Here is an 11,834-nt window from a genome sequence, read left to right as displayed (position 1 = left end):
GCGCCGGAGCATCCGGCGCTGCGTCAGGCACGGGCCGAGGCGAAGGCCGCCGACCTGTACGCTCAATCGGTGCGGGCTTCGAGGTTGCCGCAGCTGAACTGGGTGGTCTCGAAGACGACGCAGGAGGACAGCCTTGGCAAGAGCCAACCGTGGGCAACCGGACTCTCGATTCAATGGAACGCCTTCCAGGGCGGATCGTCGAGCGCTGCGGAGCGGGCGGCGTTCGAGCGCGCCACCGCTGGCGAGGAAAAAGCCCTGGCGGCCACGCGCGACCTGGAGTACCGCTTGCGCACGTCTGCCCAGCAACGCGATGCGGCGTTGAGCCGGGCGATCGAATACTCGGAGCTGATCAAGGACTCGGACCGCGTGCGGACCATTTTCTTCGAGCAGTGGTACCACCTCGGCAAGCGGACCTTGCTGGATGTGCTCATCGCGGAGAACGACCACTACAACAACCAGATCGCCCAGGTGACCAGCCGCTTCGACGGCGAGACGGCCGACCTGCGCATCCGCGCGGACGCGGCGATTCTGCTGCCCTGGCTCTTTGGGTCGGCCGATGGCGGGGTGCCCAAGTCGCGGTGAGGTGCGTGCGACAGAATGCGCGCGCTCGCTCAGATCCCCCGGGATTCGAGCGTGACGGTACCGCGCGGCGAGTCGAGCACGGCGCGGATGTTCGGCGCGCCGGCGATCGGCGTCAGCCCAGCAAGGCCGATGGCGCCCAACGCGGCGTTGAGATCATCCGCCCGTGGATGCGTGAGGCCGAGCGAGCGCAGCGTGATGCCCGAGTCGGGCATGCTGTCGGTCGGGTGCACGGGCCCCCACTCGATCAGCGTGGGAAGCGCGCCATAGAACAGGCGCTGGCCGTCGTCGCGCACCGTGATCCGCCAGGACAGGCGTCCGGCCGGCGTGTCGCGCGAGGCCTCGAGCACCTGGCCGCGATCGATGCGCTGCCGACCCAGCGCCTGTACGGCGGCGCTGGCGTCGGCGACTTCGGCGACGAAATGCACGAGCCGCGGACCGTCCCGCGCGAGCGCGGCCTGCAGCACGGCATCATCCAGGTCGAACCAACGCCGCGTGGCGGTTGCGCGCCTGGGCGCGGCCCGGGGATCGATCGCGATGATCTCGAAGTAGGCGCGAGGAAAGGCAGCCGTCTCGACCTTCATCAGCCGGTTGTGTGTGCCCATCAGGGGATGCACGCCGCCCGGCCCTGGCGTGACGCCGAAGCTCGCCTCGCACCAGCGCACGCCTTCGTCGAGACTGCGGGCCGCGATCACGAGGTGGTCGACGCGCGCACGCATGATGGATCGCCCTAGAGCGCTACGCTCCCGTCGATGCAGGTGACCGAATCGCCACCCACCCAGACCAGGCCGTCCGCATCGCGCGTGACATGGACGCGCCCTGCGCGCCCCAGGGTCTGGCCCTGCGCGGCGACGTAGTGTTGCGGCAGGTGGCCGTCGGCGATCAGCCATTGCGCGAGGCTGGCGTTGAAGCTGCCGGTGACCGGGTCCTCCTCGATTCCGACCGGGGCCGCGAAGGCGCGCACCTCGACGTCGGCCGGTGCCTCGTCGGAGCGCGCGAAGGCCCGCGCCTCGCGGTTCGAGCGTGCAATCAGCTGGGGCGAATCGCCCGCGGTCGGGATGCCCGCGACACCCACCTTCTGGCCGAGCTCGCGCAGCGCGCGATGGTCGGGCTTGAGCGTGAGCACGGTGTCGGCATCCTTGAGCAGCAGGCCCAGCCACACGGGGCCGTTGTCGAGCAACTGCGCCGCGACGATCTGCTGGGCCTTGAGACCGAGCGCCGCGGCGATCTTGGCCAGCAGTGTCGGGCTCGGCGCGCTGCGCCGCAGCGGCGGCGAGGAAAAGGCCAGGCGCTCGCCGTCGCGCCGGATCTGCACCAGGCCGACGCCGCACTGCTGAACGATGCGCCCGGCCGCCTTCGGCTTTCCGCCGGCCTGCAGCCAGGCATGGCAGCTTCCGAGCGTGGGGTGGCCGGCGAACGGCAGCTCGCCGCCGGGCGTGAAGATGCGCACGCGGTAGTCGGCCGTCGGCTCGGTGGGCGGCAGCAGGAAGGTGGTTTCCGACAGCTGCGTCCAGGCGGCGAAGCGCTGCATCGCGGCATCGTCGAGACCGGTGCCATCGAGCACCACCGCGAGGGCATTGCCGAAGTAGGGCGTCGACGTGAAGACATCGACTTGCTTGAAGGGGCGGGCTGTCATTGGTTTCATTCGAGAGCGAGGTCGAGCACCCCGCGCGCGCCTGCACGGCTGCGCAGGTCGGCGAACCAGCGCTCGACATGCGGCCAGGCGGGGCGCGTGTATTCCGTCTGCGGCAGGCCGAACCACCGGTGGGCCTCGCAGCCGACCGGGATGTCGGCCATGGTGAAGGCGTCGCCGAGCATGAAGGCGCGGGTGGCGAGATGGGCATCGAGCAGGGCGAACAGCGGCTCGGTGGCGTGCACCGAATAGGCGATCACCTCGGGCTGGCGCTGCTCGGGCGGCGTGCGGACCCATTGCTTGAAGGCGCCGCCGCTCACCGGGTTCAGCGTGGTCTGCTGCCAGTCCATCCAGCGTTCGGCATCGAAGCGTTCGGCCAGTTTCTCGGGATAGAACTTGCCCATCGAATGCTTGGCGCAGAGGTAGCGCACGATGACGTTCGACTCCCAGAGCGTCACGCGCTCGTCGCCGTCGCCGTCGTCGATGGCCGGGACCATCGCATTCGGATTGAGCTGCAGGTATTCGGGTGTCTGGACCACGCCGAACCGGCCGCCGGCCTCGGTGCGCTGGAAGTCCAGGCCGAGTTCCTGGGCGCACCACACCACCTTGCGAACGTTGATGGAGCTGATGCGCCCCCAGATGTTGAGCATGTCAGAGTCCCTTCGAGGGGCGATCGATCAAGATAAGTCTTACGGCCAGGCCGACCATCACCGTCGCGAGCAGGCCGCGCTGAAAACCCGCGGCACCGCGCCGGCGCTGCAGCCAGCGGCCGATCTGGCCGCTGCATGCACCGAGCACGGTGTTGAAGACCAGGCCAGCCAGCGACAGCGCGATGCCGAGCAGCATCAACTGTAGCGGCACGCTGCCGCGCGAGGGAGCGACGAACTGGGGCAGGAACACCATGAAGAACAGCAGCGCCTTCGGATTCACCAGGTTGTTGAGCCAGGCCATGCGCACCACGCGGGCGAAGTCCGCGGCGTCGGCGCGGGCCTGCAGGCGGGCGTCGCCGGAGCGCAGCGCCTGCCAGGCCAGCCACAGCAGATAGAGCGCGCCGGCGTAGCGCAGCAGGTCGAAGGAGGGCGGCCATGCGGCCACCAGCGCCGTGATGCCGGTCGCGGCGCACAGCGTGTGCACGAGATCGGCCGCGGCGATGCCGAGGCCGGCGGCGAAGCCCGCGCGCGGCCCCAATGCGACACCGTGCGACAGCACGAAGGCCATGTTCGGTCCGGGCGAAAGGAACAGGGCCAGCACGGCCAGCAGGAACAGCAGCAGGGTGTGGCCGTCGATCATGGGGGCGTCCTGTACCGGCGAACCTGGCTCAGAGAGGACTCGCGGCCAGCTGGCGCTGGACCTCGGCGGCCGCGTTGTGCGCCATCTGCTCGCGCACGACTTCGGCCAACGCCGCGATCGCGGTGTCGATCTCGTCGACGCTGGCCGTCACGAAGGACAGCCGCAGCGTGCGCGGATCGCCCTCGCCGGCATAGAACGGCGCGCCCGGCACGAAGGCCACGCCGCGCTCCACCGCCTTGGGCAGCAGCGCGACCGTGTCCACGCCTTCGGGCAGGCGGACCCACAGGAACATGCCGCCGGAAGGCTTGGCGAACTCGACCTTGAGCCCCTTCATCTCGCGCGTGAGCGCGGCCAGCATCGCTTCGCACTGGCGCTTGTAGAGCGCGCGGATGGTCGGCACGTGACGGGACAGGAAGCCGTCCCTCATGACCGCGTGCACCATGCGCTGAGTGAAGATCGGCGTGTGCAGGTCGACCGCCTGCTTGGCTTGCAGCAGCTTGGGGAAGATGGCCTTGGGGGCCACCAGGAAGCCCAGCCGCAGGCCCGGTGCGAGCACCTTCGAGAACGAGCCGAGGTAGATACAGCCCTCGGGGTTGCGCGCGGTGAGCGTCGGTGCCGGTGGCTCGTCGAACCACAGCTCGCCGTAGGGGTTGTCCTCGATGATCGGCAGGCCGGCCGCGGCTGCCGCGGCCGACACCGCGGCGCGGCGCTCCTCGGTCATGGTGCGGCCGGTCGGATTCTGGAAATTGGGCAGCAGGTAGATGAAGCGCGCATCCGCGGCCTTGGCGACCAGGTCGGCGACGATGACGCCTTCGCTGTCGCTGGCCACGCTGACCGGCTCGGGCTCCATCGGCGCGAAGGCCTGCAGCGCGCCGAGGTAGGTCGGCGTCTCGACCAGCACGCGGCTGCCCGGATCGAGCAGCACCTTGGCGACCAGGTCCAGACCCTGCTGCGAACCGGTGGTGATCAGCACCTGGGCGGGGTCGACCGGCCAGGGCAGCATCGCCGCCACCGCTTCGCGCAGCGGGCCGTAGCCTTCGCTGGCGGCGTACTGCAGCGCGGCCGGGCCGTCGTTGCGCAGCACGTCGGCGCAGGCTTCGGCGAAGGCGCTGATCGGGAAGGTCTTGGGCGAGGGCAGGCCGCCGGCCAGGCTGATGATGCCGGGACGCTCGGTGACCTTGAGGATTTCACGGAGCACCGAAGGATTCATCTTTTCGGCGCGGGCGGCGAGTTTCCATTTCATGTCTGGCTCCTTGAGGATTCGTGCGTGTGTCTATCGGGTGGCCGTCGCGACGACGGCCGGGAGGCGCGGCTGGGAGAGTTTCTTGCCCAGGACCACGGTGGCAACCACGGCCGCCGCGAAGCCGAGCGTGACGATGTCGAGGGGCTCGCCGAGCAACGGTACCGCGGCCACGATCGAAAGAAAAGGCTGCAGCAGTTGGGTCTGGCTCACGCGCAGCGCGCCGCCCATCGCGAGACCGCGGTACCAGGCGAAGAAGCCGACCCACATCGAGAACACGCCGACGTAGGCAAAGCCGACCCAGGCCGAGGCGGCGACCGGCTGCTGCGGCCAGAGCCACAGCGTGCCCGGCAGCGTGACCGGCAGCGCCAGCACGCAGACCCAGCAGATCACCCGCTCGGCGCCGMGCGCCGGCGTGACCTGCGCGCCATAGATGTAGCCCAGCGAGGCCGCGAAGACGGCGCCCACCAGCAGCACGTCGGCCCATTCGAAACCGAAGCCGCCCCGGCTGTCGGCGCGCAGCAGCGAAAACGCGATGACCAGCAGGCTGCCGGCGACGGCGCAGAGCCAGAAGCCCAGGCGCGCCCGCTGGTGCAGCACCCAGGCCGCGCAGGCCGCGGTCACCAGGGGCAGCAGCGCGGTGATCACCGCGGCGTGGCTGGCGGTGACCACGCGCAGCGCGTAGGCCAGCAGCAAGGGGTAACCGACCGCGTTGCCGAGCACGGCCATGCCCAGCGGCCTCCAGTGCCGGCGCTGCGGCCTCGGCGAGCGCGTGGCGAGCAGGAAGGCCATCGACAGCACGCCGGCCAGCGCCGCCCGCCCGAGCGTGACGAACCAGGGCGACAGCTGCGGCGCGGCCTGCGTTCCGGTGGCCAGCCGGGTCATCGGCAGCGTGACCGCGAAGAAGGCGACGCCGAGCACGCCGAGCCACATGCCGAGGGTCTCGTCCTTGATCTTCATACGCCCGCCATCCACCAGGCGGTGAGCGCCAGCACGGCCGCCATGGCGCGGTTGAACCACAGCAGGCGCCGGCCCTGGGCGAGCCAGTTGCGCAGCAGCGCGCCGGCCAGCGCATAGGCGAAGTTGCTCGCGAAGGCATAGACCAGCATCACGGGCGCGACGATCGCGAAACGCCGCAACGCATCGGGTTGGCCGGCGATCCAGCCCGCCACCAGCGTCAGCGCCAGCAGCCAGGCCTTGATGTTGAGGAACTGCAGCATCACGCCCTGCCGAAAGCCGACCCGCAGCTGCGCGCCGTCGGCCTGGCCGAGCGAGCCGCTGCCGCTGAGCTTCCAGGCCAGCCAGAGCAGGTAGGCGATGCCGAGCGCCTTGATGACCCAGCGCAGCGAGGGCGCCGCGACCACCAGCGCCCCGACGCCGGCCGCGCACAGCGCGAGCAGCAGGCTCCAGCCGACCGGCACGGCCCACACGAAGCGCATGGCGCGCGGCAGGCCGCCGTTGGCAGCGAGTGCGGTCGACAGCGTGGTATTGGGACCCGGCGAGAAACTCATCGCCGTGGCCAACACCAGCAGCGCAGTGAATTCTTGCCAGTTCATGGGACACACTTTAAACTGATGACCATTACAGTACCGGTACAGATTGTCGAACATGGGGCGTGTCTGTATCGGTCCGTGCATCGACACAGAAACCCCGGCCCGCATGCTGACACGAACTTCCACCCAATCGCTGACGGCGCAACTTGCCGACCGATTCGCCGAGCGCATCCGCGACCGCCTGCTGGCGCCGGGCGCGCGCCTGCCCTCGGTGCGCGAATGCGCGCGCCAGCAGGGCGTGAGCCCGCACACGGTGGTCGCGGCCTATGACCAATTGCTCGCCCAGGGCCTGGTCGAGGCACGTCGCCAACGAGGCTTCTATGTGCGCGACTCGGGCGCGGCCGGCGCCCCGGAGCCTGCGAGCACGCGTTCGGCACCGGCCCAGGCGCCCGTGCAACTCGTGGCGGCCGATGCCAGCACCCTGATCCGTGGCATGTTCCATCGGCCGAGCGACAAGCCCCAGCCCGGCATGGGCGTCTTCCCGCCCGACTGGCTGGAGTCGACCTTCATGCCGGCGGCGGTGCGCCGCGTCACCGGCACCAAGGCCTTGCAGGAATTCTCGCTGCAGTACGGCGAGCCGGCCGGCGACGGCGGCCTGCGCCGCAGCCTGTCCGGCAAGCTGGCCAGCATCAACGTCCCGGCCGCACCGGACCAGATCGTGACCACGATCGGCGCCACCCACGCGCTCGACATCGTGAGCCGCACGCTGCTGCGGGCCGGCGACCCCGTGATGGTCGAGGAGCCGGGCTGGGCGCTCGAGTTCGCGCGGCTCGAGGCGCTCGGAATGCGCATCCTGCCGGTGCCGCGCAAGGCCGACGGCCCCGACCTGGAGGTGATGGAGCGCTACTGCACCGCCGGCGAGGGCCTCAAGCCCAAGCTGTTCGTGAGCGTGAGCGTGCTGCACAACCCGACCGGCTACAGCCTCACGCCGGGCAGCGCGCATCGCGTGCTGCAGCTCGCCAACCGGCATGACTTCCATATCGTCGAAGACGACACCTACAGCCATCTCGCGCCCGAGCATGCAACCCGGCTCAGCGCGCTCGACGGCCTGCAGCGCACCATCTACGTCAGCGGCTTCGCCAAGATCCTGGCGCCCAACTGGCGCATCGGCTTCCTCGCGGCCTCGCCCGCGCTGGTCGGCCGCCTGCTCGAGACCAAGCTGCTCGCGACCCTGACCTCGCCCGCGCTGTTCGAGCGCGCGCTCGCCTGGTGCATCGACCAGGGGCAGCTGCGCCGGCATGCGGATCGGGTCCGCGTCAGGCTCGATGGCGCGCGCGGCCGCACCGTCAAGCTCGCATTGGCTGCCGGCTGCACGCTGGCCTCGGAGCCGGCCGGACTGTTCGGCTGGGTCGACACCGGCGTCGACACCGACGCGCTGACCCAGCGCATGCTCGACGAGGGCTACCTGCTGGCACCGGGCTCGCTGTTCCATGCCAGGCGGCCGCCGACCACGCTGATGCGAATCAATTTCGCCACCGCGCAGGACGCGACCTTCTGGAAGGTGTTCGCGCGGGTCAGGGACAAGATCTGACGCGCTGCGGCATCAGAGCAGCTTGTCGGGCGCCAGCGGGCCGAACAGCCTGAGCAGCAGCCGCAGGCCGGCGCTGGTGTCGGGCTCGGTGGTGGCGTCTTCGAGCTGGCTGCCTTCGGGCGCGCGCCAGACCAGATGGCCCTCGTTCAGCTCGACATGCCAGGCGCCTTCGCGCAGCGCCGCTTCGATCCGGTCGGCGGCGATGCCCGAGAGCGCATCGCTGCGCACCAGCACGGCGATCTCGGTGTTCTGCAACTGCGATCGCAGGTCGAGGTTCATCGATCCGACCACCAGGAACCGGCGGTCCATCACCAGCACCTTCGAATGCAGCATCGAGCGAGACTCGCCGGCAAGGTTGCTGCCCGAGCCGCCGAAGGCGCTGCCCAGGCCGGCCTGTTCGCTTCGCAGTTCGTAGAGCTCGACGCCCATCGCGAGCAATGCCTCGCGGTGCCGCGCATAGCCCACGTGGGCCACGGGCGCGTCGTTCGAGGCCAGCGAATTCGTCAGGACGCGAACCCGCACGCCGCGGGCCCGTGCCGCGGCGAAGGCCTGCTTCATGTCGGGCCCCGGCACGAAATAGGGCGAAATGATCAACAGGTCGCGTCGTGCCTGCCCGATCCATTGCAGCAGCCCCTCGACCACCGTGTCGCCGCTGGCCGCCGCGTTGGCCGCGGCGTCGAGCGTGCCGGTGCCCGAGGCGCGTCGCGGGCGATCGGCGCGCTGCGTCACGGTCAGCCCCGGGTCCTTGCCTGTGCCGGCATCGGCGCGCCCGCCGTCAAGCGGGATCTTTGCCGGCTTGTCCGCCAGCACGACCGCCGGCGCCCAGACGAACGCCGCAGTACCCAGGTCCATGGGCTTTTCGTCCCAGGCACGTGCGCGCGATTCGCCCTCGGACGCGGACGATGTCCCGTCCGTGGCCTGCCGATCCTGCTTCCCCGCGTCGGCGGCGCTCGCCTGGTCGCGGATCTTGTCGAGTTCCTTCGGCGTCACCAGCGACTGCACCGGGTAGGCGCGCTCATTGTTCCAGTAGGTGTCGAAGCTGCGCGAGAGATCCTGCACGAGCGGCCCCACCACCAGCAGGTCGAGATCGATGAAATTGCTCTTGCTGTCCTTGCCGAAGTAGGCGTCGCCCAGGTTTCGCCCGCCGGACACGGCCATCGCGTTGTCGGCGATGAACAGCTTGTTGTGCATGCGCTGCTGGAGGCGCGATGCGTCGTCGAGCGCGTTGAAGGCCCGGCCCAGGGTCGACCCGCGGGCCCCCGCGAGCGGATTGAACATCCGCATTTCGACATTGGGCACGAAGGCCATGCGCATCACCAGGGCGTCGCGTCCGGTGCTGTGGAGGTCGTCGAGCAGGATCCGCACGCGCACGCCGCGGCCTGCGGTGTCACGCACGGCGGCGAGCAGGCGGGCAGTGCTGGCGTCGGCATGGATCGCGTAGTACTGGAGGTCCAGCGTCTTCTGCGCCGCTTCGGCCAGCGCCAGCCTGCTGCCGTAGGCGGCCTGCGGGCCGTCGAGCAGCAGGAAGCCGGACTCGAAGCGCGCGCCGGCGGCCTCGCGGCGTTGCCGCACGAGCTCGGCGAGTTGCGTGCCCGCGGGAGAGTCCAGCGCCGAGGAGGCCGGCCGCTCGACATTCGCAGGCAGTTCCGCGCAGGCGCCCAGGCACAGGGCGAAGGCCAGCACCCCACCGAGGCGGTGCAGCAGGGCAGTGGGTCGCCCGCGGGCGTGAGGGGAGGCCATGCGGCGAGGGAGAGGCCTGGACAGCGGCATATATATATGGATATAGCGCGCCGTGGACCTGCCCCACGTCAGACAAGAACCCCGTTAGCGCGCGGCCCCCAGCGCTTCCCAACGCTCCAGCGCGGCCATCAGTTCGTCGTCGATGCGGGCATGGCGCTCGCCGAGCTCAGCCGCCCGCGAGGCGTCGCTCGCGTAGATGGCGCCGCCGTCGAGCTCGAGCGCTTCCGTGATCCGCTTCTGTTCTTCCTCCAGCTCGGCGATCTGCGCCGGCAGGGTTTCGAGTTCGCGCTGCTCCTTGTAGCTGAGCTTCTTGCGCGCCGCAGCGGGCTTGGCGGTGCCGGCCGCGGGGGCAGAGGGTGCTGGCGCTGCCGCCGGCGGCGCGGCCGCGGCACGCTGCTGCGCGATCTCTCGTGCGCGCTTCGACTGCGTCAGCCAATCCTGCACGCTGCCTTCGTATTCGCGCCAGCGGCCGTCGCCCTCGAAGGCGATCGTGCTGGTCACCACGTTGTCGAGGAAGGTTCGGTCATGGCTAACCAGGAACACCGTGCCGTCGTAGTTCTGCAGCAGGTCCTCGAGCAGCTCCAGCGTGTCGATGTCGAGGTCGTTGGTCGGCTCGTCGAGCACCAGCACGTTGGCCGGCCGCGCGAACAGGCGCGCCAGCAGCAGCCGGTTGCGCTCCCCGCCGCTGAGCGAGCGCACCGGTGAATGGGCGCGCGCCGGCGAGAACAGGAAGTCGGCCAGGTAGCTCTTCACGTGCTTGCGCTGGTTGCCGATCTCGATCCATTCGCTGCCCGGGCTGATGAAGTCCTCCAGCGTGGCGTCGAGGTTCAGCGCGTTGCGCATCTGGTCGAAGTAGGCCACCTGCAGGTTGGCGCCGCGGCGGATCTTGCCGCCATCGGGCTCAAGCTCCCCGAGGATCAGTTTCAGCAGCGTGGTCTTGCCGGCGCCGTTGGGACCGATCAGGCCGACCTTGTCGCCGCGCAGGATCGTTCCCGTGAAGTTGCGGATCACCGTCTTGTCCCCGAAGGACTTGGAGGCCTCCGTCAGCTCCGCGACGATCTTGCCGCTGGCCTGGCCCGAGGCCACATCCATGTTCACGCTGCCCTGGACCTCGCGCCGCGCCGAGCGGTTGGCGCGCATTTCCTGGAGCCGGCTGATGCGGCTCTGGCTTCGCGTACGGCGCGCCTCCACGCCCTTGCGGATCCAGATCTCTTCCTGGGCCAGCAACTTGTCGGCCTTGGCATTGATCACGGCCTCCTGGGCGAGCTGCTCCTCCTTCTGTATGAGGTACTGCTCGAAGTTGCCCGGGTAGGAGCCGAGCTTGCCCCGGTCCAGCTCGATGATGCGGGTCGCCACGCGGTTCAGGAAGCTGCGGTCATGGGTGATCGTCACCACACTGCCCTTGAAATCGATCAGCAACTGCTCGAGCCATTCGATCGAATCGAGGTCGAGGTGATTGGTGGGTTCGTCGAGCAGCAGCACATCGGGCGAAGCCACCAGCGCCTGCGCCAGCGCGACCCGCTTGCGCGTGCCGCCCGACAGCGAGCCGACGATGGCGCTGCCGTCCAGATGCAGGCGATGCAGCGTTTCTTCGACGCGCTGCTCCCAGTTCCAGGCGTCGAAGGCTTCTATCTGCGACTGGAGCGCATCGAGGTCCAGCCCTGGGGCGCCCGACAGATACTGGTCGCGAACCGCGATCACCGCGGCGAGCCCCGCGCTCGCGGAAGTGAACACGTCGGCTTCCATATCGAGCATCGGCTCCTGCGCGACATACGTAACCCGCACGCCTTGCTGGATCTGCAGCGTCCCGTCGTCGGGCTTCTCGAGGCCGGCCAGTATCTTGAGCAGCGAGGACTTGCCCGCGCCGTTGCGTCCGATCAGCCCGATGCGCTCCGATTCGATGAGAGAGAAGTCCGCATGGTCGAGCAGCGGGACGTGACCGAACGCGAGTTGCGCGTCGAGGAGTGTGATGAGTGCCATGTGGACCCAATTATCGGAGCGAAGTGCCTGCGAGCCGTTAAAAGTGGCATATACTCGCAGGCTCGGCTGAAAACGCGAAAGCGTCTTCTGTCAGGCGACCCGAAAGGATCTGCCAGGCAAGTCGAAAAAAAGCCGAAGACGGTTGACGAAGTTAGAAAAAACGAGTCATAATCGAAGGCTCCGCTGAACGAAGGCGATGCGGCATTCCTCTTGAGGGGTGTTGCGGAAGTCGAAGGGAAGCGGGAAGAAAAAAAGACCTCCGGTCTTGACGAATCCGGTCTTGACGAA

Annotated in this window: 11 protein-coding genes; 2 read left to right on the top strand and 9 right to left on the bottom strand. The window is 69.2% G+C overall.

What is annotated here, in order from left to right; genetic code table 11:
* Nucleotides 1-582 (top strand): TolC family protein (locus tag AC1DYK_RS34935; RefSeq protein ID WP_478170451.1); only part of this gene is annotated, 582 nt, incomplete at its 5' end.
* Nucleotides 583-611: 29 nt separating this feature from the next.
* Here the strand turns inward: AC1DYK_RS34935 and AC1DYK_RS34930 are convergent.
* Genes AC1DYK_RS34930 through AC1DYK_RS34900 form a run of 7 tightly spaced genes read right to left on the bottom strand, consistent with a single transcriptional unit; the run spans nt 612 to nt 6,298 of the window.
* Nucleotides 612-1,298: a VOC family protein gene (locus tag AC1DYK_RS34930; RefSeq protein ID WP_478170450.1), complete on the bottom strand. Its 687-nt coding sequence runs from the start codon at nt 1,296-1,298 to the stop codon at nt 612-614.
* An 11-nt stretch (nt 1,299-1,309) separates the two neighbouring features.
* Nucleotides 1,310-2,215, bottom strand: a complete 906-nt coding sequence (locus AC1DYK_RS34925; protein ID WP_478091809.1) for a PhzF family phenazine biosynthesis protein — start codon at nt 2,213-2,215, stop codon at nt 1,310-1,312.
* Nucleotides 2,216-2,220: 5 nt separating this feature from the next.
* Nucleotides 2,221-2,862: a glutathione S-transferase family protein gene (locus AC1DYK_RS34920; RefSeq protein ID WP_478170449.1), complete on the bottom strand. Its 642-nt coding sequence runs from the start codon at nt 2,860-2,862 to the stop codon at nt 2,221-2,223.
* Nucleotide 2,863: 1 nt separating this feature from the next.
* Nucleotides 2,864-3,502, bottom strand: a complete 639-nt coding sequence (locus tag AC1DYK_RS34915) for a LysE family translocator (protein WP_478170448.1) — start codon at nt 3,500-3,502, stop codon at nt 2,864-2,866.
* Nucleotides 3,503-3,530: 28 nt separating this feature from the next.
* Nucleotides 3,531-4,745 (bottom strand): aminotransferase-like domain-containing protein, encoded by a 1,215-nt coding sequence (locus AC1DYK_RS34910; RefSeq protein WP_478170447.1) that lies wholly within the window; start codon nt 4,743-4,745, stop codon nt 3,531-3,533.
* 30 nt (nt 4,746-4,775) lie between these two features.
* Nucleotides 4,776-5,702: a DMT family transporter gene (locus AC1DYK_RS34905; RefSeq protein ID WP_478170446.1), complete on the bottom strand. Its 927-nt coding sequence runs from the start codon at nt 5,700-5,702 to the stop codon at nt 4,776-4,778.
* The gene (locus AC1DYK_RS34900; protein ID WP_478170445.1) at nt 5,699-6,298 is read right to left on the bottom strand and encodes a LysE family translocator; all 600 of its coding nucleotides are present in this window, start codon (nt 6,296-6,298) and stop codon (nt 5,699-5,701) included. Before AC1DYK_RS34900 ends, AC1DYK_RS34905 begins: the two co-directional genes overlap by 4 nt.
* Before the next feature lie 103 nt (nt 6,299-6,401).
* Here AC1DYK_RS34900 and AC1DYK_RS34895 point away from each other — a divergent pair, with 103 nt between their 5' ends.
* Complete coding sequence (locus AC1DYK_RS34895; RefSeq protein ID WP_478094068.1) at nt 6,402-7,826, top strand: aminotransferase-like domain-containing protein; 1,425 nt, start codon at nt 6,402-6,404, stop codon at nt 7,824-7,826.
* A gap of 12 nt (nt 7,827-7,838) precedes the next feature.
* Here the strand turns inward: AC1DYK_RS34895 and AC1DYK_RS34890 are convergent, their stop codons facing one another.
* Both AC1DYK_RS34890 and AC1DYK_RS34885 read right to left on the bottom strand, forming a co-directional pair.
* Nucleotides 7,839-9,566 (bottom strand): phospholipase D family protein, encoded by a 1,728-nt coding sequence (locus AC1DYK_RS34890; protein WP_478170444.1) that lies wholly within the window; start codon nt 9,564-9,566, stop codon nt 7,839-7,841.
* Nucleotides 9,567-9,650: 84 nt separating this feature from the next.
* Nucleotides 9,651-11,546, bottom strand: coding sequence for an ATP-binding cassette domain-containing protein (locus AC1DYK_RS34885; RefSeq protein WP_478170443.1), 1,896 nt, complete (start codon nt 11,544-11,546; stop codon nt 9,651-9,653).
* Nucleotides 11,547-11,834 lie beyond the last annotated feature (288 nt).

It is taken from the genome of Variovorax sp. P2_H12, from assembly GCF_056403395.1.
Note: the sequence above shows the minus strand (reverse complement) of the source record. Positions and strands in the feature narration are given on the sequence as shown.

Coding starts and splice junctions, on each gene's coding strand:
- AC1DYK_RS34930 (WP_478170450.1), bottom strand. CDS start 1,298: ATGCGTGCGCGCGTCGACCACCTCGTGATCGCGGCCCGCAGTCTCGAC.
- AC1DYK_RS34925 (WP_478091809.1), bottom strand. CDS start 2,215: ATGACAGCCCGCCCCTTCAAGCAAGTCGATGTCTTCACGTCGACGCCC.
- AC1DYK_RS34920 (WP_478170449.1), bottom strand. CDS start 2,862: ATGCTCAACATCTGGGGGCGCATCAGCTCCATCAACGTTCGCAAGGTG.
- AC1DYK_RS34915 (WP_478170448.1), bottom strand. CDS start 3,502: ATGATCGACGGCCACACCCTGCTGCTGTTCCTGCTGGCCGTGCTGGCC.
- AC1DYK_RS34910 (WP_478170447.1), bottom strand. CDS start 4,745: ATGAAATGGAAACTCGCCGCCCGCGCCGAAAAGATGAATCCTTCGGTG.
- AC1DYK_RS34900 (WP_478170445.1), bottom strand. CDS start 6,298: ATGAACTGGCAAGAATTCACTGCGCTGCTGGTGTTGGCCACGGCGATG.
- AC1DYK_RS34895 (WP_478094068.1), top strand. CDS start 6,402: ATGCTGACACGAACTTCCACCCAATCGCTGACGGCGCAACTTGCCGAC.
- AC1DYK_RS34890 (WP_478170444.1), bottom strand. CDS start 9,566: ATGGCCTCCCCTCACGCCCGCGGGCGACCCACTGCCCTGCTGCACCGC.
- AC1DYK_RS34885 (WP_478170443.1), bottom strand. CDS start 11,546: ATGGCACTCATCACACTCCTCGACGCGCAACTCGCGTTCGGTCACGTC.